General features: G+C 70.6%; 24 protein-coding genes. 9 read left to right on the top strand and 15 right to left on the bottom strand.

The window, feature by feature from the left end; all coding sequences use genetic code 11:
• Positions 1-13: 13 nt before the first annotated feature.
• From ADL15_RS23050 to ADL15_RS23065, 4 genes are read left to right on the top strand one after another with little or no spacing between them, the layout of a single operon-like run.
• Positions 14-952: an ABC transporter ATP-binding protein gene (locus ADL15_RS23050; RefSeq protein WP_067694822.1), complete on the top strand. Its 939-nt coding sequence runs from the start codon at positions 14-16 to the stop codon at positions 950-952.
• Positions 949-1,737 carry an ABC transporter permease gene (locus ADL15_RS23055; RefSeq protein WP_067694825.1) on the top strand — a complete coding sequence of 263 codons (789 nt, stop codon included), beginning with the start codon at positions 949-951 and terminating at the stop codon, positions 1,735-1,737. The genes ADL15_RS23050 and ADL15_RS23055 overlap by 4 nt, the downstream gene beginning before the upstream one ends.
• 17 nt (positions 1,738-1,754) lie before the next feature.
• A complete protein-coding gene (locus tag ADL15_RS23060; protein ID WP_067694828.1) occupies positions 1,755-2,870 on the top strand; it encodes a sensor histidine kinase in 1,116 nt (371 codons plus the stop codon).
• On the top strand, positions 2,867-3,478 hold the full coding sequence (locus ADL15_RS23065) for a response regulator transcription factor (RefSeq protein WP_067694831.1): 612 nt from the start codon (positions 2,867-2,869) through the stop codon (positions 3,476-3,478). The genes ADL15_RS23060 and ADL15_RS23065 overlap by 4 nt, the downstream gene beginning before the upstream one ends.
• 49 nt (positions 3,479-3,527) lie before the next feature.
• On the opposite strand, the gene ADL15_RS23070 is transcribed toward ADL15_RS23065, so the two are convergent.
• The 4 genes from ADL15_RS23070 to ADL15_RS23080 all read right to left on the bottom strand — a co-directional run bounded on the left by ADL15_RS23070 (position 3,528) and on the right by ADL15_RS23080 (position 5,709).
• Positions 3,528-4,262, bottom strand: coding sequence for a VOC family protein (locus tag ADL15_RS23070; protein ID WP_067694834.1), 735 nt, complete (start codon positions 4,260-4,262; stop codon positions 3,528-3,530).
• Positions 4,259-4,444 carry a zinc-binding dehydrogenase gene (locus tag ADL15_RS54370; RefSeq protein WP_198170973.1) on the bottom strand — a complete coding sequence of 62 codons (186 nt, stop codon included), beginning with the start codon at positions 4,442-4,444 and terminating at the stop codon, positions 4,259-4,261. Before ADL15_RS54370 ends, ADL15_RS23070 begins: the two co-directional genes overlap by 4 nt.
• A gap of 144 nt (positions 4,445-4,588) precedes the next feature.
• Complete coding sequence (locus tag ADL15_RS54375; RefSeq protein ID WP_198170974.1) at positions 4,589-4,975, bottom strand: alcohol dehydrogenase catalytic domain-containing protein; 387 nt, start codon at positions 4,973-4,975, stop codon at positions 4,589-4,591.
• Positions 4,975-5,709, bottom strand: coding sequence for a metallophosphoesterase family protein (locus ADL15_RS23080; RefSeq protein WP_067694837.1), 735 nt, complete (start codon positions 5,707-5,709; stop codon positions 4,975-4,977). The genes ADL15_RS54375 and ADL15_RS23080 overlap by 1 nt, the downstream gene beginning before the upstream one ends.
• Here ADL15_RS23080 and ADL15_RS23085 point away from each other — a divergent pair.
• Complete coding sequence (locus tag ADL15_RS23085; protein ID WP_067694840.1) at positions 5,708-6,067, top strand: SAM-dependent methyltransferase; 360 nt, start codon at positions 5,708-5,710, stop codon at positions 6,065-6,067. The two genes, ADL15_RS23080 and ADL15_RS23085, sit on opposite strands and share 2 nt — an antisense overlap.
• Here ADL15_RS23085 and ADL15_RS23090 read toward each other — a convergent pair.
• The gene (locus ADL15_RS23090) at positions 6,064-6,816 is read right to left on the bottom strand and encodes a metallophosphoesterase (RefSeq protein ID WP_067694843.1); all 753 of its coding nucleotides are present in this window, start codon (positions 6,814-6,816) and stop codon (positions 6,064-6,066) included. The genes ADL15_RS23085 and ADL15_RS23090 overlap by 4 nt on opposite strands.
• Before the next feature lie 43 nt (positions 6,817-6,859).
• On the opposite strand from ADL15_RS23090, the gene ADL15_RS23095 reads away from it, so the two are divergent.
• Both ADL15_RS23095 and ADL15_RS23100 read left to right on the top strand, forming a co-directional pair.
• On the top strand, positions 6,860-8,881 hold the full coding sequence (locus ADL15_RS23095) for a WD40 repeat domain-containing protein (RefSeq protein ID WP_067694846.1): 2,022 nt from the start codon (positions 6,860-6,862) through the stop codon (positions 8,879-8,881).
• Entirely contained in the window at positions 8,868-9,461 is a 594-nt protein-coding gene (locus tag ADL15_RS23100; protein ID WP_067694849.1) for a class I SAM-dependent methyltransferase, read from the top strand. Before ADL15_RS23095 ends, ADL15_RS23100 begins: the two co-directional genes overlap by 14 nt.
• A 71-nt stretch (positions 9,462-9,532) precedes the next feature.
• On the opposite strand, the gene ADL15_RS23105 is transcribed toward ADL15_RS23100, so the two are convergent.
• From ADL15_RS23105 to ADL15_RS23115, 3 genes are all read right to left on the bottom strand, one after another.
• A complete protein-coding gene (locus tag ADL15_RS23105) occupies positions 9,533-10,258 on the bottom strand; it encodes a recombinase family protein (protein ID WP_067694852.1) in 726 nt (241 codons plus the stop codon).
• Positions 10,259-10,508: 250 nt separating this feature from the next.
• The gene (locus ADL15_RS23110) at positions 10,509-11,474 is read right to left on the bottom strand and encodes an aldo/keto reductase (RefSeq protein ID WP_067694855.1); all 966 of its coding nucleotides are present in this window, start codon (positions 11,472-11,474) and stop codon (positions 10,509-10,511) included.
• 6 nt (positions 11,475-11,480) lie between these two features.
• Entirely contained in the window at positions 11,481-12,080 is a 600-nt protein-coding gene (locus ADL15_RS23115) for an NADPH-dependent FMN reductase (RefSeq protein WP_067694858.1), read from the bottom strand.
• Positions 12,081-12,192: 112 nt separating this feature from the next.
• Here ADL15_RS23115 and ADL15_RS23120 point away from each other — a divergent pair, with 112 nt between their 5' ends.
• Positions 12,193-13,032 (top strand): helix-turn-helix domain-containing protein, encoded by an 840-nt coding sequence (locus tag ADL15_RS23120; protein WP_067694861.1) that lies wholly within the window; start codon positions 12,193-12,195, stop codon positions 13,030-13,032.
• 126 nt (positions 13,033-13,158) lie between these two features.
• Here the strand turns inward: ADL15_RS23120 and ADL15_RS23125 are convergent, their stop codons facing one another.
• From ADL15_RS23125 to ADL15_RS23145, 5 genes are all read right to left on the bottom strand, one after another.
• A complete protein-coding gene (locus ADL15_RS23125; RefSeq protein ID WP_067694865.1) occupies positions 13,159-15,036 on the bottom strand; it encodes a DUF4158 domain-containing protein in 1,878 nt (625 codons plus the stop codon).
• Positions 15,037-15,361: 325 nt separating this feature from the next.
• Positions 15,362-16,093, bottom strand: a complete 732-nt coding sequence (locus ADL15_RS23130) for a dienelactone hydrolase family protein (protein ID WP_067694868.1) — start codon at positions 16,091-16,093, stop codon at positions 15,362-15,364.
• Positions 16,094-16,103: 10 nt separating this feature from the next.
• A complete protein-coding gene (locus ADL15_RS23135; protein WP_067694870.1) occupies positions 16,104-16,577 on the bottom strand; it encodes a hypothetical protein in 474 nt (157 codons plus the stop codon).
• Entirely contained in the window at positions 16,577-17,545 is a 969-nt protein-coding gene (locus ADL15_RS23140; RefSeq protein ID WP_083971623.1) for a tyrosine-type recombinase/integrase, read from the bottom strand. The genes ADL15_RS23135 and ADL15_RS23140 overlap by 1 nt, the downstream gene beginning before the upstream one ends.
• Before the next feature lie 802 nt (positions 17,546-18,347).
• Positions 18,348-19,475: a hypothetical protein gene (locus ADL15_RS23145; RefSeq protein WP_067694875.1), complete on the bottom strand. Its 1,128-nt coding sequence runs from the start codon at positions 19,473-19,475 to the stop codon at positions 18,348-18,350.
• Between the two features lie 253 nt (positions 19,476-19,728).
• Here ADL15_RS23145 and ADL15_RS23150 point away from each other — a divergent pair, with 253 nt between their 5' ends.
• A complete protein-coding gene (locus ADL15_RS23150; protein ID WP_067694880.1) occupies positions 19,729-20,460 on the top strand; it encodes a hypothetical protein in 732 nt (243 codons plus the stop codon).
• A 60-nt stretch (positions 20,461-20,520) separates the two neighbouring features.
• Here ADL15_RS23150 and ADL15_RS23155 read toward each other — a convergent pair whose 3' ends face one another.
• Both ADL15_RS23155 and ADL15_RS23160 read right to left on the bottom strand, forming a co-directional pair.
• Positions 20,521-21,357 carry an undecaprenyl-diphosphate phosphatase gene (locus tag ADL15_RS23155; protein ID WP_067694884.1) on the bottom strand — a complete coding sequence of 279 codons (837 nt, stop codon included), beginning with the start codon at positions 21,355-21,357 and terminating at the stop codon, positions 20,521-20,523.
• 57 nt (positions 21,358-21,414) lie between these two features.
• Complete coding sequence (locus tag ADL15_RS23160) at positions 21,415-22,347, bottom strand: tyrosine-type recombinase/integrase (RefSeq protein ID WP_067694887.1); 933 nt, start codon at positions 22,345-22,347, stop codon at positions 21,415-21,417.

Here is a 22,347-nt window from a genome sequence, read left to right on the forward strand (position 1 = left end):
CGACACTGATGGCATGACGCTCACCGCTTCAACCGATGTCACGGCCGCCGGTACGGGGCAGCCGGCCGTGCACCTGGACGGCGTGGTCAAACGATTCGGCACGGTCACCGCCGTGGACGGGATCGACCTGCGCATCCGCCCCGGAGAGGTGGTCGCGTTGCTGGGGCCCAACGGCGCCGGCAAGACGACCACCGTCGACATGCTGCTCGGGCTCTCGCAGCCCACCGAGGGCACGGTCCAGGTGTACGGGCGCTCCCCGCAGGACGCGGTCGCGCTGGGCCTGGTGTCGGCGGTGATGCAGTCCGGCGGGCTGCTCAAGGACTACACCGTCGAGGAGACCGTCCGGCTGACCGCGGTGCTGTTCGGCAAGCCGCGCAGCGCCGTGACCACCGCGCTGAAACGGGCCGGGATCGCCGACATCGCCGACCGCCTGGTCGGCAAGTGCTCCGGCGGGCAGCAGCAGCGGCTGCGGTTCGCGATGGCCCTGCTGCCCGACCCGGAGCTGCTGATCCTGGACGAGCCGACCACCGGCATGGACGTCGGCGGGCGCCGCGAGTTCTGGGACGCGATCCGCGAGGACGCCCAGGGCGGGCGCACGGTCATCTTCGCCACCCACTACCTGGAGGAGGCCGACGCGTACGCCGACCGGGTGGTGCTGGTGCGCCGCGGCCGGATCGTCGCCGACGGCACCGCCAGCGAGGTCAAGAGTCTGGCCGCCGGCCGCACCGTGCGCGCCACCCTGCCCGACGCCGAGCTGGCCGACCTGACCCGGGTGCCCGGCGTCGAGTCCGCCGAGGTCCGCGGGGACAGCGTCTACCTGCACGGGCGCGACACCGACGCGATCGCCCGCTACCTGCTCAACCAGACGGCCGCCCGGGACCTGGAGATCACCTCCCGGAACCTGGAGGACGCGTTCCTCACCCTGACCGCCGACGAGGAGACCCCGGCATGACCGCCACCACGATCCCGGGCACCGAGCGCCGGCTGCCGAGGTTCGGCGGCTTCTCCCTGGGCATGATCGCCCTGGAGCTGCGCCGGCTGCTGCGCAACAAACGCACCGTCGTCTTCAGCGTGATCATGCCGCCGGCGTTCTTCCTGCTGTTCGGCAGCTCCGGCGACTACAAGACCGAGCGGGTCGGCGAGGGCAACGTCACCGCGTACATACTGATCAGCATGGCCGTCTACGGCGCGATGCTGGCCACCACGTCCGGCGGCGCGATGGTGTCGATCGAACGGGCCGCCGGGTGGAGCCGGCAGTTGCGGCTGACCCCGCTGAAACCGGCCGCGTACGTCGCGATCAAACTCACCCTCGCCATGATCATCGGCGCGGTGTCGGTGCTCGCCGTCAACGTCGTCGGGATCTTCTTCGGCGCCGACATGCCGGTCGGCACGTGGATCGCCTGCGCCGTGCTGGCCTGGGTCTGCGCGCTGGTCTTCGCCGCGTTCGGCCTGTTCATGGGCTACCTGCTGCCCAGCGAGAACGTGATGCAGATCCTCGGCCCGGGCCTGGCGATCCTGTCGTTCGCCGGTGGGCTGTTCGTGCCGCTGGACACGCTCGGGCACACGTTCGCCACGGTCGCCAAGTTCACCCCGGTGTACGGCGTCGGCGAGCTGGCCCGCTACCCGCTGACCCACGACGGTGACGTGTGGGTGGCGATCCTCAACGTGGTGGTCTGGACCGCGTTGTTCGCCCTCGGCGCGATGTGGCGGTTCCGCCGCGACACCGCCCGGGTCTGACCCGTACCTTTCCCCTCATGACCGCGACACCCTCCGACGAGCTCAGCCGCCGCTCCCGCGGCGGCTGGGTGTTCGGCGCGATCTGGCTGTTCTACCTGGGCGAGAACCTCACCGCCCTGCTCGACCACCCGGACGGCGCCTGGCGCGACACCGGCCTGGCCGCCCTCGCCCTGTTCGCGATCACCTACGTGGTGCTGCTCGGCACGATGCGCCGCACCCGCCGCGACATCGCGTACCCGGAACGGGCCCTGCCGATCTGGCTGGGCCTGCTCGCCATGCTGGTCCTGGCCCTGCTGCAGGTGCCCGCCGCCGGACAGCACACCCTGACCTGCGCGGTCTACATCAGCGCCACCGCGGTGATGGGCCTGCCGCTGCGCCAGGGCCTGCCGGTCGCCCTGACCGTCGCCGTCAGCGTCGAGACCGCCATCCGGTTCGTGCCCGGCTGGCACGGCAGCAGCCAGGGCTACGCGCTCGCCGTCGTGCTCGCCGCCGCGGCGACCTGGGGCATGCGGCTGGCCCTGGAACGGCAGAGCCGGCTGATCCAGGCGCAGAGCGAGATCGCCGAGCTGGCCGTCGCCGGGGAACGCTCCCGGATCGCCGGCGACCTGCACGACATCCTCGGGCACTCGCTGACCGTGGTCGCGGTCAAGGCCGAACTCGCCCAGCGGCTGCTCGACGTCGACGTCGAGCGGGCCCGCGCCGAACTGCGCGACCTGGAGGCCCTGGCCCGCGACGCCCTGGCCGACGTGCGGGCCACCGCGCTGAACATGCGCGGCATCTCGCTGCCCGGCGAGATCGCCGCCGCGCGGGCCGCGCTGGCCGCCGCGAACGTCAAGGCCGACCTGCCCGGCGCCGCCGACGACGTGCCGACCCGCAACCGGGAGCTGTTCGCCTGGACCATCCGGGAAGCGGTCACCAACATCGTGCGGCACAGCCGGGCCCGCAACGCCGAGGTCCGGCTGAGCCCGGACAGCGTCGAGATCGTCGACGACGGCCCGGGCGCCGCCACCGCCCCCGGCGCCGGGCAGGGCCTGGTCGGCCTGCGCCGGCGCGCCGACGCACTCGGCGCGCACCTGACCGCCGGGCACCGTGGTGACGAGCCCGGATTCCGCGTACGCATGGAGGTCCCGTGATCAAGCTGCTGCTCGCCGACGACCAGGCCCTGGTCCGTGGCGCGATGGCCGCCCTGCTGGACCTGGAACCCGACCTGAAGGTGGTCGTCGAGGTCGGCCGCGGCGACGAGGTCGTCGAGCAGGCCCGCGCCCACGAGGTCGACGTGGCGCTGCTCGACGTGCAGATGCCCGGCCTGGACGGGATCTCCGCGGCCCGGCTGCTCGCCGACGCGCTGCCGCAGTGCCGGGTGCTGATGGTGACCACGTTCGGCCGGGCCGGCTACCTGCGCCAGGCGATGGCCGCCGGGGCCAGCGGATTCGTCGTCAAGGACACCCCGGCCCGGCAGCTGGCCGACGCGGTCCGCCGGGTGCACCAGGGCCTGCGGGTGGTCGACCCGGCCCTCGCCGCGCAGAGCCTCGCGCACGGCGACTCGCCGCTGACCGAACGCGAGACCGACGTGCTGCGTGCCGCCCGCGACGGCGGCACGGTCGCCGACATCGCCCGCGAGCTGCGCCTGTCCGACGGCACGGTACGCAACCACCTGTCCGCGGCGATCGGCAAGACCGGCGCGCGCACCCGCGCCGAAGCGGTCCGCCTCGCCGTCGACAACGGGTGGCTGCTGGGCTGAGGCTCGTGGATCGAGTCGCCGCGCCGGCGGGCACCGACGGCGATGCGCGCTACGGGCCAGGCGCCCGGGCGGTCACGCAGTACTCCCGGCCCGCCGGATCCCGCAGCGTCGTCCAGTCCCCGGGGACCTCCCGCACCACCGTCGCGCCCAGCGCCACGTGCCGGGCCACCTCCGCCGCCACATCCGAGCAAGCGAGGTCCACATGCACCCCCGCCGGACCAGCGCCGTCGAGGCGCTGCAGCAGCAACCGCACCGGGATCGGCCCCGGCGGGAACAACCGTTCGAACTCCGGGCAGTCCGGCATCGGGTCGTGGTCCCAGCCGGTCACCGCGCGCCAGAACCCGACCTCCACGCCATAAGCGGCACCGGGAATGTCCAGGCACAGCTGATCCGCCAGGCTGCTGTGCCCGCCCGGCCACACCGGCGCGGCCGGACCGGTGCGCTCGCCGTGCCAGGCGACCAGGCAGAACACGATCCCGGCGGGGGAGCGCAGCACCACCACGTCGTCCGCGCGGCTGATCACCGTCGCACCCAGCGCCGCCAGCCGGTCGGTGTCCGCGGGCAGGTCGGTGACGTGCAGGTCCAGATGCCCGCGGGCCGGGGCGTCGCCGACCACCTGCACCCGCAGGCAGGCGTCCCCGGACGGCGGCACCAGGGTCGCGAACGCGCCGTCACCGCGCCGCGCCGACAGGCTCGTGCCGGTCACCGCCAGCCAGAACCGCTCGGACACCGGCGCGTCCCCGGCCGGCGTGTCCAGGAAACCGGTCACCCAGTGCACCGTCACGGCAACAACACCACCTTTCCGCAGTTCTCGCGGGCCGCCACGATCGTATGGGCGCGCGCCGCCTGCGCCAACGGCACCGCCACGTGCACGCGCGGGGTGAGCGCCCCGGCGAGGGCGAGCTGCCACAGCTCGTGGCCGTGCTCGGCGTAGCGCTGCGGGTGGGACCGGGCGAAGTGCGCCATCGCGAAACCGGTGATCGTCTTCGCGCCGGCCAGGAGGTCGTGGGCGGGGACCGTGCCGCCGCCACTGCCGCGACCACGCGGCCGGCGCCGCGGTGGCGCGCGGCCTGGACCAGCAGATGTCCGACGCGCTCGCGGCCGCGGTGATCAGGACCGATTCATTCTTCTGTACGTTCGCGGCCTCCAGGGCACCAGCGCGACACCCTGGGTGAAGTCCCCGCCCGCCGGGATCCGGTCGGCCATCATGGCCGGAGCGGTCACCACCTGCGCGTAGGAACCACCGAACGGCAGCGCTGTGACCCGCTCACCGACGGCCCAGCCGGACACGCCCGGACCGACACCGATCACCTCACCGGCGACCTCCCCGCCCGGCAGAGCCGGCAGCGGCCCGGCACCGGCGTCGACCCGGCGCACCGCGGGCAGCGTCACCCCGATCGCGTGCGCGCGGATCAGCAGCTCACCCTCACCCGGCACCGGCTCCGGCGCGTCCTCGACACGCAGCTCACCGGGGGCATAGGAGCGGACCCGCAGCATCAGTTGGTCCCCGTCCGCAGCGCGTGCGCCACCCCGGGACGCCCGAAACCCTCGGCGCGCGCGGCGGCCTCGTCCCACGGGTACACGACCTGCCGGAACTCCGCCTCCCACCGCCCGGACACGTCGTCGACCAGCGCATACCGCGCGTGCGGGGTGCCCGCCGCGATCACGTGCGGCAACGGCTCGTCGCTGGTGTACGCGGGCCAGCCGACACTGCCCGGATTCACGATCAACCGGCCGTCGGCCAGCCGCAACTGCCCGGCCAGGTGGGTGTGCCCGCACAGGAACAGCCGCGCCTGCGCGTCACCGAGCCGGTCCAGGACCTCGTCCAGGGTCGCGTCGCGGGTACCGGCCGCATCCACGGTGTGCAGCAGATACTGCAGGTCGTCGGTGGGCGTGCCGTGAAACGCCAGGACACCCGGCGCCGGCGTCAGGGTCTTCGGCAGGCCCGCCATCCACGCCCGGTGCTCCGCGCCGATCAGCGAACGGGTGATCCGGTCGGCCAGGCCCAGCTCGTCCTCGGGCAGCGTCAGCACCTGCCGCTCATGGTTACCGGCCACCGTCGGCAGACCGAGCCCGATCAGCCGGTCCGCGGTCTCCACCGGCTGGACATAACCCGACAACAGGTCACCGAGGTTGACGGTCAGGTCGACGCCGTCACCGGCGATCGCCGCCAGCACCGCCTCCAGAGCGGGCAGATTGCCGTGCACATCGGAGATCACCGCGAGTCGCATGCGATCACCCTACGACGCGGGGAAACCGGTTTCCGGTGCGCTACCGTCGCCCCCGGACAGTTCCACCACCATCGATACGGGGGATCGCGACGCGCTCGCGCCCGGCAGCCACCTGACCCTGACCCACGCCACCCTGGACTTCGCGACCGCGCCGGAAGCCGCGTTCGCCCGCGACCTCCAGGCCCGCGGCCGCACCGACCTGTACACCCGCGACCACGAGCAGATCGCCGCGTTCTTCACCGGCCTGCACCTGCTCGCACCCGGCATCGTCCCGGTCACCGACGGGCAGCCGGCCGCCGGTGAACGGCCCAGCGCGCACGACGTGGCCATCTACGGGGGAGTCGGCCGCCTCGACTAGACGATCAGCTCCGCGTCCGGCAGCACCAGCGGCGCCCACCGCGGCGCGCCGCTGGTGCCGTGCTTCGGGTCGACACCGACGAACCGGCCACCGCTGACCCGGGTCACCGTGTGCCGGGCCGCCCAGTCGACGGTCGTCCGGGCCCGGATCCGCTCCTCGCAGACGTACCCCTCGGTGGTGAAGTCCACCACCGAGGAATGACCGTGCACCTGGGAGAACGGCAACGCCTCGATGTCGTCGAACCAGGACGGGTACAACCGCGACCCGGCCTCGGCCCACAACGGCCCGTCATAACCCCACAGCAGCGGCTCCGGCCGGGTGTTCAACAGCCCCGCCGCGGTCGCCGCGGTCACCGGCGCACCCAGCTCCCGCCACGTGTCCAGGGTCAGCCCGGCGTGACAGAGCAGCAACTCCTCACCGTCGGCGGTCCGCACCGCCGCGGCGACCCGCAGCCACTCCCGCAACCACCAGCTGTTCAACCGCGCCGCGTCGTCGACGGCCAGCTCCTGCGGCCAGAACCTCCTGCCGCCCAGATACTGCGCCTCGTGGTTGCCGAGCAGCTGGATCCACCGGCCGGTCGGCAACCACTCCTCGACCAGCCGCAACACCGCCGAGGAGTCCGGACCCCGATCGACCAGGTCACCGACCTGCACCACGACCGTGTCCGGATCGTCGGCCAGAGGCAGCACCACCCGCTCGAGCTGCTCCGCACAACCCCCGACATCCCCGACGATCACGATCCGCGCCATGACGGCGAAACTACCCTGCCGTAGAAAGCGCCAGGAGGACCCCATGGACCGGTACGACCGCATCACCATGCTGCTGCGCCAGGGCCGCACCGCGGACGCCGCCCGGCTGCGCGCCGCCAACCCGCCAGACCGGCTGCCCCGCTGGACCGCTGGGAACCCGCTGAGCCCGGACCTGCGGCAGATCCACGAACTGCGCGACTCGTTGCACGGCACCCACCTGGACGCCGGCCACGCCTGGGCCTTCAGCTCGGACATCATCTTCCGGATCGCCCGCTCCGACGGGCACGTGCACCGGACACCGCTGCAGACCATCCCCGGCGACGGCTACCGCCGCGACGCCGTGTTCACCGCCGGCACCGTCACCGCGATCGACGACACCCGCGTGTACGTGTGGGACATGACCACCGGCCGGCTGCTGCTGGCCACCGACCCCGACGACATCCCGGGCCCGGCCGGTGACCTGGTCAGCCTCGCCGTCGGCGCCGGCACCGCGGTCACCGGGACCCGCGCCGGCTACCTGCTGCACTGGGACCTGACCGACGGGCGGCTGCTGGCCCGCACCGCCGCGCACACCGGCTTCGTGCACCTCGTCGCGATCGGCACCACCGGCACCCCGGCCGTCGTCAGCAGCGGCGGCGACTACGTCGACGACCAGACGGTCCACTTCCACCACCTCGACGGCCTGCGGCCACTCGGCACGGCACAACCGATCGCGCAGAGCATCACCGCAGCCGGCTGGACCGTCCTGGACGGGCAGCCGCGGGCCGTGACCCTCGACGACGACGGACTGCTCACGGTATGGGAGATCCCGGCCGCCGCGCCGCTGTGGCGCGTCACCATCGGCGGCGGCTCCGTCGGGAAGCACCTGGTGTTCACCCCCGACGGCACCCGGATGGTCGTCGGCAGCCACGGCCTCACGCTGCACGTCGTCGACGTGCGCGACGGCACCCGGCACGGCACGGCCCGCACCGACTTCACCACCCGGATCGAGCACGTCGCCGTGCACGGCAGCACCGCCTTCGCCGTCCAAGGCCTGCACAGCGGCGGGCGGACCAACCTGCTGGACCTCACCGACCGGCCGGCTCCGGATCCTGGCCACCACCCACGGCTGCTCACCGCGACCACCGACGGCCAGGACACCCTCGTCGCGCTCGACACGCACGGCCTCGTGCACCGGTACGCCACTCACGACGGGCAGCCGCTCGCCGCCCCGGCCGGCACACCGACCGGCAGGTACCAGGCCGTAGGCGGGCACCCGCACCTGGCCACCGTCACCGTCAGCGGCCGCACCCAGCTCGTCGTCATGACCGACCTGGTGCCCACCGTCGTCGACCCGGTCACCGGAGCGACCCGCACCGCCACCGCCGACCGGCTGCCGGACCGCTCGATCCTGTGGGGGCTCGCCGCCCACGACGGACTCATCGCCGCCGTCACCATCGGCGGCACCGTCGCCGTCTGGGACGCCACCACCCTCACCCTGCGCGCCAGCACCTCCGTCGCGGAGACCGGCCGGGCGACCGACGTGGCCCTCGCCGACCGGCACGGCCGCACCGTCGTCCTGGTCGGCTTCACCGACGGCAGCATCCGCTGGTACGACGGCACCGACCTGACCGCACTCACCCCACCCGGGCCGCTCGCCGCCCGCGCCCACCCGACCGGGGTCACCACCGACCCGGCCGACATCCTCGGCGCGCACGCCGTCCGCGCCCTGCACGTCACCGGCACCACCCTGCTCACCGCCGTCGGGACCACAGTGACCATCGACGACCTGGCCACCGGAGACCCGGCCGGACCGGCCCTGCCCCATCCGAGCACCGTCACCGACCTCTGCCCGGCCGCCGGCCACGGTGTACCGGCCGTCGCCACCACCTGCGCCGACGGCACCCTGCGGATCTGGGAGCTCCGCACCGGGCAACTGATCCGGACCTTCCCCCTGCACCCGGACACCCGGCGGGTCCTGAGCGTCACCGGCGACCAGGTTGTCACCCTCGCCGTGGAGTACCTGCTCGCCGTCGGCGACAATGCCCGCAACACCGAGACGGGGGAGACCGATGATCGACTATGACGAGCTGTACCGCACCGGCACCGCGCCCTGGGAGATCGGCCGGCTGCAGCCCGCCATCGCCGCGCTGCTCGAACACGGCGTGCGCGGACCCCGGGTGCTCGACCTCGGCTGCGGCACCGGCGACCTCGCCGTCATCCTCGCCCGCCGCGGCTACCACGTCACCGGCGTCGACATCTCACCCGTCGCGATCGAGAAGGCCCGCGCCAAAGCCGACGGCCTGACCGCCAAGTTCGAGGTCCAGGACGCCACCGCGCTGACGCTGCCCAAGGCCCACTACGACACCGTCTTCGACTGCGGCCTGCTGCACAACCTGCAACGCCACGGCGGCCTCGACGCCTACCTCACCCAGCTGCCCACCCTGGTCGAACCCGGCGGCTTCCTCTACGTGCTGGCCATCTCCGCCGCGGCCGGCGGCGACTGGGGCGTCACCCGGGAGCTGCTCACCGCATGGTTCGCCGCACCCACCTGGACCAACAACAGCATCAAAGACGTCGACGTGCTCGCCACCGTCGGCGGCGAGCGCCTCACCATGCCCGGCTTCCTGCTCCGCACCTCCCGATCGGCGAAACCCGGCAGTTAACGTCCCGTTGAGGCTTTTCAGGTCAAAACCCGGGATTTTTCGTACGAACCTTCAAACATCCGGCGCGGGCTTCACGCTTCGAGGCACCGCCGAGAACCAACGCCCACCCCCGGGCTGGCTCCCAGCGGTGCCTCAGACCCGGTGACACACCGGCCCATGGGGACCAATGGCAGTGGATCCGGCGCTAAGCCATAGCGTGCCTGGTCAGCCTCGCGACGACGGCTCTGACGCGGCCGTGCGGTCGGTGCGATGTTGCGGTAGATCGTCATAGGGGTGACGCCGCAGGAAGTGGCGATCTCGGCCATCGTGAACTGTCGGCTGTCGTACATGCGTTGCGCCTTGTTGATCAGAGCGGAGGTCATCTTGGGTTTGCGGCCGCCGGTGCGGCCTCGGGCGCGTGCGGCGGCGAGGCCGGCTAGGGTGCGTTCTTTGATGAGGGCGGCTTCGTATTCGGCCATGAGGGCGAACATGCCGAAGACGAGCTTGCCGTGCGCGGTGGTGGTGTCGACGATGCCGTTGGTCAGCGATTTAACGCCGACCCCGCGGGCTTCGAGGGCGGCGACGATGTCGACCAGATCGCGGAGGCTTCGGCCGAGCCGGTCGATCCTCCAGATGATCAGGGTGTCGCCCGGGCGCAGATCCTCCAGACACGCCTGCCACTGTGGGCGGTCGGCCTTGGTGCCGGTGGCCACGTCCTTGTAGACCTTGAGGCAGCCTTCGGCGGCGAGCGCGTCAAGCTGCAGCTGCGGATCTTGATCGGCCGTACTGACCCGGGCGTACCCGATCTTGTGTCCCACCGTCGCAATCTATCGAAAGTCACCTGCGGAGCAGGGTTGTGATGCGTTGTTTTCGCTATGCGTTTTGGTAGGCATGGGTGCTGGGCTGATGCTCGACGGCGAATGACCCGGATGGGGTCTATCGCAGACGATCGTTTGTGGTGGGCTGACGCGCGGGGACATTGGACTGAGGGCGCTGCGACCGAGTCGCTGCGCCCTCAGCCTTACTCGCGAGACACATTCGAATTTGGGGACTCCGACCACCGGCGCTTCAGTAGCCGGTCGGCTGCCGTGGAGTGTAGGGAGCGGTAAGCATGACGTGCTCTTGCCCACTGAGGGTGACCTTCAGAGCTGCAGCGGCGTCGTCGAGGTGGTGTGGTGCGGTGGCACCCACGATGGGTGCGGCAACGACCGGGTTGCTCAGGATCCACGCGAGCGCGACCTGCGCCATGGTGACGTCATGGGCGTTCGCGACGGTCTGTACCGCGTCGATGATGGCGTGGTCGGCGTCGTCGAAGAAGTGCTTGCCGACCTGGTCGTTGGCCGAGCGTGACGTCTGCTGGCCGTAGGGGCGGGCAAGGCGGCCGGAGGCGAGTGGGCACCAGGTCAGACTTGATACGGCCTGATCGGCGAGGAGCCCGAACATCTCCCGTTCCTCCTCGCGTTGCACGAGGCTGTATTGGTTTTGCATCGAGACGAACGCGGTCCAGGATTGTAGTTGGGCAGCGTGTTGCATTTTGGCGAACTGCCAGGCAGCCATCGACGAGGCACCGAGAAAACGCGCCTTGCCCGCGGCGACGACCTCGTGCAGGGCTTCCATCGTCTCCTCGACGGGGGTCTTCGGGTCGAAGCGGTGGACCTGGTACACGTCGACGTAGTCGGTGCCGAGCCTGCGCAACGAGGCGTCAATCTGCTCCATGATCGCCTGGCGGGACAGGCCGGAGCCGGTCAACCCCTCGTGCATCGGTAGGCCGACCTTCGTGGCGATGACCACTTCCTCACGTCGGGTGTAACGGCGCACAGCCCGGCCCAGGATCTCCTCGGAGGTGCCGTGCCCGTAGACGTTCGCGGTGTCCCATAGCGTGATGCCGAGTTCGACCGCTCGCCGGAAGATCGGCTGAGCGGTGTCCTCGTCGAGCGTCCATGGGTGCCTGTCGGTGGGTTGGGCGAGACCCATGCAACCGAGCGCGATCCGGCTCACCCGCAGGTCCGACGAGCCCAGACTGGTGTAGTCCATGAATCGTCACGCCCCACCCGGGTACGGGGCGGCGGTACGGGCGGCACGCAATGCCTGCGCCCACCAGGAAAGCTGTTCCAGCAGCGTCTTGGCGTAGCCGGCTGCCGCGGCGTCCAGCGGGACGCCGTCCTGCCAGGCGGTGAAGTAATTGGGGAAGGCCAGTCCGTCGCGGATGGTCACCGCGTGCAGCTCGGTGAGCACGTTCTCCAGGTGAAGCACCGCGTGCCGACCACCAGCCGCACCGCCGTAGCTGACGAACGCCACCGGTTTGGCGGTCCACTGGGTGAAGTGCCAGTCGATGAGCGCCTTCAGCGACGCCGGATAGCTGTGGTTGTACTCGGGAGTGACGATGATGAAAGCGTCGGCCTCCGACAGCTTCCTGGTGAGGTCCTTCATGCCTTCGGGACGGGGGTAGTCGTCCCCGGCGAACTTCGGCGGAGCGGCCGGCAGCGCCAGCGGAAGGTCCACGCCGGCCAGATCGACGAGATCGACGTCGAAACCGCCGTGTGCCTGAATCTGATCCGCCACCCAGGAGGCGACGACCGGACCGAACCGGCCCTCACGCACGCTACCGACGATGACCACGAGTCTGCTCTTGTCGCTCATACCGTCGACGATCTATCGTTCCCGCCCGCGCAGCCAGACCGCCTGCAGGCTGGCCCCCGCAGGGCTACCCTGCACCCCGCCGGCCGGCAGTACCGGGCCGTAGGCTCGCAGCATGGGTACGCCGCTAGGGGACTTCGTCCGGGCCAAGCGCGACAGCATCCGACCAGAGGACTTGGGCCTTCCGGCACACCAGCGACGACGTGCTCCCGGGCTACGACGTTCGGAGTTGGCCTCTCGGGCCGGAGTCAGCGTCGAGTACCTCACCAGAATCGAACAGGGCCGCGACCGCAACCCGTCGCGCTCGGTCGTCAACGCCCTCGCCGACGCGCTCAACCTCGACACCGCCGAACGCACCCATCTGGGCTACCTCGCCAAGATCACCGGTGGGGCGTGCGCCGGGCACGTCCGGCCGCGGCCGCCCGAGCGCACCGTACGGCCAGCCGTACGCCAGATACTCACCCTCCTGGAGCCGGGCATCGCCTTCGTCACCAACCGACTCGGTGACGTGCTTGCCCACACCGACGGCTTCGGCACGGTCATGCGCGACACCGGCCTGCTGGACGCCGAGGAGCCAAACCTCACCAGGTATGTCTTCACCCATCCTCAGGCCAGAACCACCTTCGTCGACTGGGACCAGATCGCCGACGAGCAGGTCTTCAACCTGTGGCTCGGACCCTCGACCGAAACGTTCGAATGGTTCACGGCAGACTTCGCGACCGTCGCCGGCGACGAGTTCACACGGCGGCTGCACCGCCACATCCCTCCGGCCCGAGTCCCGCTGAGGATGACTCACCCACACGCCCATCAACTGCGATGGAACCGGGAGGTCCTTGAGCTTCCCACCTCAGACGCCCAGCAACTGATCCTTCTCCTACCCGCTGATGACGCGACCGCCGCGGCGGTAACTCACCTACGCGAGCGCCCACACCGCACCGCCCTCCGCGCCGTCTGACGGCCCGCCTGCTGGTCGTTGGAAGCTTTATTCTTCGACGGCGTCGGGGTCGCGTAGCGGCCGGCGAGCACCACCCAACTCGGGCAGGGCAAAGGTGTAGTGGCCGTGAACGTTGATGTGTTTGTGCTAATGCGCCCGTAGTGCGCGACCGCCTCGCCGAGGTCGGTGAGCCGGCCCGTCGTGCTGCAACACCCGGATCACATCGTGCGCGGAGATCTCCCGGGTGTGCACCGAGGCGATCACTCGTAGCACGTCCGGCCAGTGCCGGCGGATCTTGTCCAGGTCGACCCGGCCCCGGGCGGCCTTATCCAGTACGCCGTAGTCGGCGCGGGCGTCGACGCGCCACAGCTTGGTATCCGGTAGATCCGCGAGCACCGGCCGGTAGTCGAAGCCGAGCAAGGTGACGATCCCGAACACCACGTCGGAGTACGACCCGGCGTCGGTGATCAGCACCTCCGGCTGCGGCCCGCCGTCGGGGTTGTACACCAGGTCGACGACGTTCAGGGTGTCGCGTGGGGTGCCGGACAACACCTTGCCGGCCAGCCCGATTGCCTGGTCGGAGATCATGTTCAGCCAGGTCACGCCCCGCTTGCGGGCGAAATACTTCGGGTTCGCCCGAGCGTCCGCGGTGCGGACCGGGACCACCACCCGCCCGGCACCAGATCCACATCCACCTTGCGCGCATCGGCGTAGCCCTTCGGGATCCGCTCGCTCGGCCGCATGTCCAAAATCTGCGGCAGCGCCCGCGGTCGCCCCGAACTCGACCACCTCGCACAGCATCCGCAGAAACGGGCGCACCGTGGCGAACCGTTCGACCACCGCGGCCCGCCACTGCCCGTCCGGGTCCGCGCCGGCCGGGGGGATCATCTCCGCGACCCCGTCCACCGCAGCTCGCAACCGATCCCGTGACCCCACCGCCGTCTCGATCGCGTCCCAGACCACCTCGACCGGGATGCCCTCGCCCCACTCGTCGGACTCCAGCAGCACCTGCACCGCCGCGCGCAACACCGCGGCATGCCGGGCGTAGCCAGGCTGCCGACGCAGCTTGTCCTTGTCCGATGCCTTCGACGCCCGCCCGATCAGCTCGTTGGACATGAACACGTCGAACAACTCCAACGCGTCGTCGGTGGCCGTCACCTTGAGCCACCGCACCGTCGCCAACACCGTCGCCAACCTGCGCCGGTACGGATGCCGGGCCAGCTTCGGCGCCTTCGCCGCCATCCCGTACCGGGCCAACTCGATCACCCGCCGGGTCGGTACCCCCGTCACGTCCACCCGGCGCATCCCCAGCCCGGCGATCGACGCCACCCGGGTCAACGCCGCCACCATGCCCCGGCCGGTCGTGGACCGCTCGCCGCGGCGCCACAGGTCCAGCTGCGAACGCCGCTGCCCTTCCGGCACCTGCAGCACCGACTCCAACAACCGGGCCTGGTCCACCGACACCACTCCCGCGAGCTGGTCGAACAGCCGCGTCTCCGCGGCCTGGCGCACCTCCGCCACGAGCTCCACCAGCGGCGTCACCCCGGGCAGGAGCACCTTATGCGTGCGCAGCCAGGCCACCGCGGCGACGAACAACGCCTTCGGCCCGTCGCCGGTCGTCCACGCCTGCCGATCCAGCCACTGCACCAACGATTCCTGCGCCGAGGCGAACGACACGAAGCCGCCAACCTGCGCGATCTCCCACTGATGCTCCAGTCGGGTCTTCTCCCGCTCCGTGTACCGCTTCACGCACGACGGGTCCGCCACCTCGACCTGCGTCGCGACGTAGTCCAGGACCACCAGCGGCACATCCAACGGATCCGTCAGGAAGGTCCCCAGCCACCGAACGGTGACCAACTGCAACGCGAACCCCAGCCGGTTGTGATCGCCCCGCCGCTTCGCGATGAGGTCCCGGTCCGCGTCATCCAGGAAGAAGAACTGCTCCAACGTCGCCTGGTCCGGCGGCGCAGCCGCGAACCGGCCGAACTGCGCGATCTGCTCATCCGTCAAGAATCTGGTCGGCACGACCGATCAACGTACGGCACATCCACGAACGTCAACAGCCCAGAGGCTTAGCGCCGGATCCACTGCCGATAGCCCTCAAGGGCCACACCCCTGACGGCCAGCCGCCGAAAGCCAGCTGGTCGTCAGGGGTGCCTCAGAGCCTGTGACACACCCCGGAAAGCCAGCCGCCGCAAGCCAGCTGGCCGTCAGGGGTGTGTCCGGGCCGGTGAGGCACCCCTGGAAGCCAGCCGGGCGGCCGGGCGACGGGTGGCCTCACGGGCCCGGCGCGGCTCGTGGCGTCCGGGCAACCGGTTGACCGGAAGTGGACACCTGCCCCACGCGAAGCTCAGCGACCGCGGAAGAACGACACCGCCTCGGCGAGGGCCAGATCGGTCAGCACCGGATCGTGCCGGACACCCACATCCCGCATGAACGCGTGCTCCCCACCCTGATAGACGTGCAACTCCACGTCATCCAGACCCGCCGCATACAGCGCACCCACCACCAGCAACCGCGCATCCGCCGGCACATGCGGATCCCGCGACCCGAACACCACCATCAACCGGCCCTGAATGTCACCGGCGCGCGACAACGAATCCGCGACGTCGCCACCCAGCCCACCGGTCTGCAACCCGGTCGGATAGAAACACACCGTCGCCGCCACCCGAGCATCGAACGCCGCCCGGAACGCCAGATGCCCGCCGATGCAGAACCCGGTCACCAACAGCTGCGACACGTCCGCGCGCTGCTCCAGATAGTCCAGCACCGCCACCCGATCCGCGTCGAACTGCGCCGTCGACGTCGACCCGGCACCCTCCAGCCCCCGCGCCTTACCCGCATCGTCGAACTCCAGCGCCACCCCGGCCAGCTCACCATGCGGATAGATCTCCGGCACCGCCACCACGAACCCGTCCGACGCCAGCCGCCGCGCCGTCCGCAACGTCGACTCGGTCAACTGGAAGATGTCGGTGTACAGCACCACCCCCGGCAACACCCCAGCACCGGCAGGGGCGATCACCACCGTACGAATATCGCCCGCCGGCGACGGCACCCGGACCTCGTCCTCACGCAGCTTCATGACGATCAACCTAGTTGGCCGTGCTGACCGCCCGCGCCCACGCCAGCAACTCGTCCACCATCACCCGCGTCAGACCCACCGCAGGGTCCACCGGCACCAGCAACGTGGGGGAGCGCCGCGACGCCGCCCACCGGCGCGCCACCGGCGTGAGCTGGTCATCCACCCACGCCACCGGCCGCGCACCGACATACGCGGCGACCCGCGGCACCTTGTCCTCCGGCACGAACGTCCCCGCAGGCATCTCCACCACAGGGAACGGCCCCACCCCCAGCAGCGGCGCCAGCAACCGGTTCGCCTCATGACTCCACCCGGTAGCCCACACCACGTCGAACACCCGCGCCAGCTCGCCGATCCACACCCCGTGCACCGGGTTCAGCCGCACCGGCACCTCACCCGCGAACACGTCATGATCGACGAACCCGGGCGCGCCCGGCACATTCAGCACCCCGTCGACATCCACCAGCACCACCGGACGCACGACCATCAGCCCAACTCCCGCAACACCCGATTCGTACGATTCGACTGGATCGCCGCGCGCTGCTGCTCCGCCGTCACCTCGATGTAGTTCTGCGACGTCGCCAGCGACGCATGCCCCAGCAACCGCATGATCTCCGACGCGTTCGCACCGTCCTCCGCCAGCCGCGTCGCGAACGTGTGCCGCAACGCGTGCAACTGCGCCCCCCGCGGCACCCGATCACCGATCCCGGCCCGCTGGAAACACGCCCGCACCAGATACTGCAAACCACCCCGCTGCAACGGCGCACCCACCCGATCCACCAGCAGGGGAGCGGTCTTCTCCACCCGGCCGAACCGCACCCGGCGACTCGCCACATACCGCTCCACCACCGCATCCAGGCCACCGTCGATCGGCACCGTGCGCGGCCGCCCACCCTTGCCGGCCACCTCCACCCGCCGCTCGCCGTCACGCCCCGACACCGAACCCACCCGCAGACCCAGCAACTCCGACAACCGCAACCCGGCACACAACGCGAACGCCAGCACCAGCACGTCGCGCTCCGGCCACGGATCCCGCTGCCGCTCATCGGCCCGGCTCACCACCCGCAACAACTCCTCCGGCGTGTCCTCACCACGCAACGGCTTGGGGGAGTGCGCCACCATCCGCGGCTTGTCCACCGCCGACATCGGATTGCCCGCCACCACACCCTCGGTCACCAGGAACGTGAAGAACGCGTTCCACGACGACCAGGCCCGCGCCACGGAAGCGGGGGCGCGGTCCGCGGCGAACCGCGCGAACGCGGCACGCAGCACGCGAGGGGAGAGGTCGGCCGGGGAGGCGGGCGCGGGCACCGCCAGCTGCACCACCAGGGAAAGATCTCTTTTGTACGCCGAGAGCGTGTGCGCGGACGGCTTACGCGTGGCGCGGGCGGCGAGGAACTCGGCGACGAGCTCGGTCAGCTCGGTGGACGGCTCGACGGGTGGTTCGTGCTGCATAAGAGATATTATGCATGATATATCCGCATTCGTGCCTGTCTGGACCCTACCATCCCACTCAATGCCCGAACAGTCTTCACCCGAACACGAACACCGACCCTCACGAAGCCCCCGAAACCGTCGGCTGGCGGGTGACCGGCTGGCCCCCAGGGGTGCCTCCGGCGCTGCGAGGCACCCCTGGGGGCCAGCCGGGCTCCGGGACGGGGAGGGCGGGGCCTTGCGGAGGCCGGCGCGCGGCTTTTGCCGGCTTGTGGGGGCTGAAACGCGTGGGAACTCGTCGCCGGGCTGTGGATGCTGGCAGCTGGCGCGCTGTTCGCGACGCCTGTTGCGCGGGCCGGACGTGTGCGCGTCGCGGGACTGCGCGCCGGTGCGTGCTGTGGTCGTACCGAAGGAAAACCTGGAGGGAAGGCTGCCGCCTGGCGCCGGGATGGGTCTGACACGTGTTCGCCGCGCTCCCGCACGACCCCTCTCCGGTCGCTAGTTGACATAATATAGATTATCGACCAGGGATTTCAGGGTGGGGAGCGCCTTGATAATGCCTCCGGCGGCGTGGGCGTCATCAAGGCAGTTCGTGCGTTGTCGACAGTTTCCGCGTGCCGCGGTGGCGACGGACCTGCCGACGGCGCCCGCGGTCGTCGTCCGTGATCGCGTTCGGCAGCGGTGATCGCTGCCGGGTAACCCCGCGTCCGCTCCTGCCGGCGCGGCCCCGCTTTCCCGGGCCATATCGCGATCTTGCCGGATACCGCCGGAGCGACAGGTTCCCCGACGCCGTCAACCGGGAGTTGACGCTCTTCTCCCCCGCTCAGGGGATCCGGCTGAGGTCGGCCAGGCTGTCGACGGCGGCTTCGGACTTCGAGCTGAGAAAGTCCAGTGAAAGGCCGCCGTGCCCGTAGCGGTCCGGCAGGCCGATCTCCGCGCCGAGCATGTTCTCGGTGAGGTCGCCGCCGGCGATCGTGGCGTACTCCTCGGCGTCGGTCCACACCTCGGTGGTCAGCCCGCCGGTCAGCACGACGGCGATCCGGTTGGCGCCCTGCGCGTTGTGCAGCACGTGCAGCAATTCGTGCAGGAGCTCGATCCGCAGTGGTGTGTAGAACGCGTACTTGTTCTCGCTGAAGGACAGGCTGCCGAGCAGGATCCGCTGGTGTGCCTGCTCGATCGGCAGGTGCTGGGTGAACAGCAGCGCCCCGGCCTCCTTGCTGCCGATTTTGCCGTCGAGCCAGACTGGGGCGCCGAGGTAGCTGTGCGAGCCGACGCCCCGGTCCGGCAGGGGTACGGCCCCGGTGAGCGGGGCGGCCGGTGTCGCGCACTGGGGACCGGCGGGGTTGTCCGGGCCGTAGGCCAGCAGGCTCGACGGGCGGAATTTGTACCGCTGGTCGATGGTGATCGCCGCTTGCGGGCTGGCGGCCAGTTCGGCGAGCAGCCGGCGGCCGTGCGGGCCACGGGTGGTGACGGCGAGGCAGAGCAGCAGCATCTGGTGGATCACGTGCAGGTAGTCGGCCGTGCCGGGCAGGTCCTGGCCGGTGTCGACGGTGATCCGGCCGGTGATCGTGCCGAAGTGGGCCTTGGCGGTGAGCAGTTCCGCCGGGTCGCCGGGCGCTGCGGGCAGTCCGGCGGCCAGCACGGGTGCGATCTTCGCGGCCACGGTGCGGTAGGCGGTGTAGAGCACTGTCGCCTGCCGGCGGACCTCGGCGCTGTGGTCGTCTTGTTTCATCAGCGGCACGGTCCAGGCGTATTGCGACAGTGTGAGGGCGGTGCGGGCCGCGATCACGAGTTCCAGTGACCGTAGCGCGTCGAGCAGGTCGGCGAGTGTCTTGACCTTGGTGAGGCGGTCGCGTAGCTCTTTGTCGGCGGGTGCCAGTGCTTCCTGGCGCAGCTCCGCTTCGGTCTGCGGCAGGGTTTTGAGGATGCCCTGGGCCAGTTTGGTGTACACGTGCCCCTCCCCTGGTTGGCTCTCGGTGCCGCGAAATTAACACCGCCTGCAGGGGCGGTCACGCTTCGTGACGCATTCCCGGCAGCTGGGTGATGGGGCGCGGGGAGGCCGCCGGGGCGGGGATCGTCGCCGATCCCCTACGGTGATGATCTTCGTTGGTGTCGATGTGGCTGGTCGGCGAGGCGTGGGGGTTGTTGTCGGTGGGGGCTGGTAGAAAGAGTCCCTCTCATACAGGCGTACGAAAGTGGGTTCGATGGTGGCGGCGAACGTGGAGGCCCGTGGGTTATCCACGGAGGAGTTGGACGGGTTCCGGGATGCTCTGGCGGCGGGGCGCAAGCCCAAGGTGCAGTTCACCGAGTCGGCGGGGCAGATCGCGGGGCAGATCGGGCAGGTGATCGGGTTGGAGGACCCGGCGGTGTCCGATGAGTGGGTGGTGGTGAAGTTCGGGCGTGATGAGCTGCCCTTCTCCCCCAGTGACCTGCGGATCGCGCCGAAGGGGCCGTTGCCGAAGAAGGCGCCGGCGCCCGAGCCCGCACCGGTGCCGGTGCTGTCCGGGCCGGAGTTTCTGATCGACAAGCCGATCGAGCGGCCGAAGCCGGCGCCGGCGCAGCGTAAGAATGAGGACGCGGTGGACAACGAAGTGCAGGACGTGGCTCCGGCTCCGGCCCCCCGGAAGGTGGCTCGTCCGGTGAAGACGAAACCGGCACCGTCGCTGACGGTCACGCTGGCCTATGGCGAGGGTGAGTGGACGGTGGGGGCGACGCAGGGCGTGAAGGCGCTGGCGAAGCCGTATGTGATTCGTCCGGCGGAGGCGCTGAAGATGGTGCAGCTGATCGACGTGCCGGGGGTGCAGGAGGCGGTGGAGCAGATCCTGTCCGCGGAGCGGACCGAGGCGGAGTCGCAGGCGCAGCGGTTGCGGGCCGAGCTGGCCGAGATCGAGGCGCGGCTGGCGGAGTTGGGCGAGGCGGGTTCGCCGGGCGTGTAGGCCCGGTGAACGACAAAGCGCTCGCACCGTTCGGTGCGAGCGCTTTTCTGCGCCGGGATGCTACTGGGCGGTGATGGTGCCGGTGGCGAGCAGCAGCATCAGCAGGGAGCCGAGGGCGAGGCGGTAGAAGATGAACACGCTGTAGGAGTGTTTGGCGACGAACTTGAGCAGCCAGTTCACCGAGAAGTAGGCGACGACGAAGCTGACTGCGGTGGCGACCAGGGTGTTGACCCAGCCGACGCCGCCGGCGATCCGGTCGTATTCCTGGTAGCCCTGCAGCAGGGATGCGCCGAGCAGGGCCGGGATGGACAGGAAGAACGACAGTTTGGTGACGGTCACCCGGTCGAAGTCGCGCAGCAGGCCGGCGGACATGGTGGCGCCGGAGCGGGAGATGCCGGGGATCAGGGCCATGCACTGGACGAACCCGATGATCAGGGTGTCTTTCCAGGTGACGTCGTCCTCGTGGCGGACCTGGGTGGCGGCGTGGTCGGCGAAGGCCATCACGCCGGACCAGACGAGCAGGGCGCCGGCGACGAACCAGAGGCTGCGCAGGGTGGTCTCGATGGTGTCCTTGAACAGCAGCGCGATGATCACGATGGGGATGGAGCCGAGGATGACGGCCCAGCCGAAGCGGTAGTCGGGGTTGTCGCGCTTGGGTTTGCTGACCAGGCCGCCGAGGAACGCCGGGACGATCCGCAGGATGTCCTTCAGCAGGAAGATGATGGTGGCGACGACTGCGCCGGACTGGATGATGACGGTGAACGCGGTGATGTCCGGGTCGTCGATCTGGTAACCGAGCAGTTTCTCCAGGATGGTCAGGTGACCGGTACTGGACACCGGGAGGAACTCGGTGACGCCCTCCACCGCGCCCAGCAACACCGCTTCGAAGATATTCAAAACCTGATCCCGCCCTGTTGAACTGTGCCTGGCCGGTCCCGAGCATAGGGGTGCCGATCACGCCGAGCGACGGCGGTCCCGGGCGGCGGCGATGGTGTACGCGGGGTCACGGTCCAGGTTGTGGCGGTCACGGTCGTAGCGGCGGGTGGTGCGTGGGTCGGCGTGGCCCATGGCGTCCTGGACGTCTTCGAGGGGTACGCCTTCGGCGCGGGCGGTGGTGGCGAACGCGTGGCGCAGGGAGTGCGGGGACATCTTCTCGGCGCCGGGGATGCCGGCGTCGGCGGCGAGCCGGCGGACCAGGCGGAAGACGGCGTGCCGGTCGAGGCGGGCGCCGGTGGTGGTGGCGAACACGGGTCCCTCCCCCGGTCCGCGCACGCGCAGGTATTCGTCGAGGGCGAGGGCGGCGCCGGGGGTGAGCACGCGGCGGCGGGGGCGGCCGCCTTTGCCGATGAACCGGACGGTGCGGTGGCCGCGTTCCCAGCCGAGGTCGCTCAGGTCGAGGCTGACGAGTTCGCTGACGCGCAGGCCGAGGTCGGCGAGCAGGGTGAGTACGGCGCGGTGCCGGATCGCGGCCGGGCCGGTCTGGCGGTCGGCGGCGGCGAGCAGCGCGTCGACTTCTTCGCCGGTGAGCCCGACGGTGGCGGAGTGGTCGCGGTCGACGTAGGGCCGGTCGGCGCCGCCGACCGGGTTGGTGGCGACGGCGCCGAGTTTGAGCAGGAAGGAGTACCAGCTGGACAGGCCGGAGAGTTTGCGGGCGACGGTGGCGGCGGCCATCGGGCGCGCTTCCAGGCCGCGGGCGTACGCGTTGACGTCGAGGAAGGTGGCGGCGCGCGGGTCGAGGCCGCGGCCGGCGCACCAGTCGAGCCAGGTGGTGACGTCGCGGCGGTACGCGTCGCGGGTGTGGTCGGACAGCCGCCGGTTCTCCAGCCAGGCCTCGGTGAACTGGTGTGCGGAGGCGGAGATGTGGGGCAGCAGCGACATGCGCCCCAT

Source organism: Actinoplanes awajinensis subsp. mycoplanecinus (genome assembly GCF_001509495.1).
Lineage (GTDB): Bacteria > Actinomycetota > Actinomycetes > Mycobacteriales > Micromonosporaceae > Actinoplanes > Actinoplanes palleronii.

Excerpts from the sequence above, each read along its gene's own strand:
- ADL15_RS23050 (WP_067694822.1), top strand. The coding sequence starts at position 14 with ATGACGCTCACCGCTTCAACCGATGTCACGGCCGCCGGTACGGGGCAG.
- ADL15_RS23055 (WP_067694825.1), top strand. The coding sequence starts at position 949 with ATGACCGCCACCACGATCCCGGGCACCGAGCGCCGGCTGCCGAGGTTC.
- ADL15_RS23060 (WP_067694828.1), top strand. The coding sequence starts at position 1,755 with ATGACCGCGACACCCTCCGACGAGCTCAGCCGCCGCTCCCGCGGCGGC.
- ADL15_RS54370 (WP_198170973.1), bottom strand. The coding sequence starts at position 4,444 with ATGGCGCACTTCGCCCGGTCCCACCCGCAGCGCTACGCCGAGCACGGC.
- ADL15_RS54375 (WP_198170974.1), bottom strand. The coding sequence starts at position 4,975 with ATGCTGCGGGTCCGCTCCTATGCCCCCGGTGAGCTGCGTGTCGAGGAC.
- ADL15_RS23085 (WP_067694840.1), top strand. The coding sequence starts at position 5,708 with ATGCGATCACCCTACGACGCGGGGAAACCGGTTTCCGGTGCGCTACCG.
- ADL15_RS23080 (WP_067694837.1), bottom strand. The coding sequence starts at position 5,709 with ATGCGACTCGCGGTGATCTCCGATGTGCACGGCAATCTGCCCGCTCTG.
- ADL15_RS23090 (WP_067694843.1), bottom strand. The coding sequence starts at position 6,816 with ATGGCGCGGATCGTGATCGTCGGGGATGTCGGGGGTTGTGCGGAGCAG.
- ADL15_RS23095 (WP_067694846.1), top strand. The coding sequence starts at position 6,860 with ATGGACCGGTACGACCGCATCACCATGCTGCTGCGCCAGGGCCGCACC.
- ADL15_RS23100 (WP_067694849.1), top strand. The coding sequence starts at position 8,868 with ATGATCGACTATGACGAGCTGTACCGCACCGGCACCGCGCCCTGGGAG.
- ADL15_RS23110 (WP_067694855.1), bottom strand. The coding sequence starts at position 11,474 with ATGGACTACACCAGTCTGGGCTCGTCGGACCTGCGGGTGAGCCGGATC.
- ADL15_RS23115 (WP_067694858.1), bottom strand. The coding sequence starts at position 12,080 with ATGAGCGACAAGAGCAGACTCGTGGTCATCGTCGGTAGCGTGCGTGAG.
- ADL15_RS23120 (WP_067694861.1), top strand. The coding sequence starts at position 12,193 with ATGGGTACGCCGCTAGGGGACTTCGTCCGGGCCAAGCGCGACAGCATC.
- ADL15_RS23130 (WP_067694868.1), bottom strand. The coding sequence starts at position 16,093 with ATGAAGCTGCGTGAGGACGAGGTCCGGGTGCCGTCGCCGGCGGGCGAT.
- ADL15_RS23135 (WP_067694870.1), bottom strand. The coding sequence starts at position 16,577 with ATGGTCGTGCGTCCGGTGGTGCTGGTGGATGTCGACGGGGTGCTGAAT.
- ADL15_RS23140 (WP_083971623.1), bottom strand. The coding sequence starts at position 17,545 with ATGCAGCACGAACCACCCGTCGAGCCGTCCACCGAGCTGACCGAGCTC.
- ADL15_RS23150 (WP_067694880.1), top strand. The coding sequence starts at position 19,729 with ATGGTGGCGGCGAACGTGGAGGCCCGTGGGTTATCCACGGAGGAGTTG.
- ADL15_RS23160 (WP_067694887.1), bottom strand. The coding sequence starts at position 22,347 with ATGGGGCGCATGTCGCTGCTGCCCCACATCTCCGCCTCCGCACACCAG.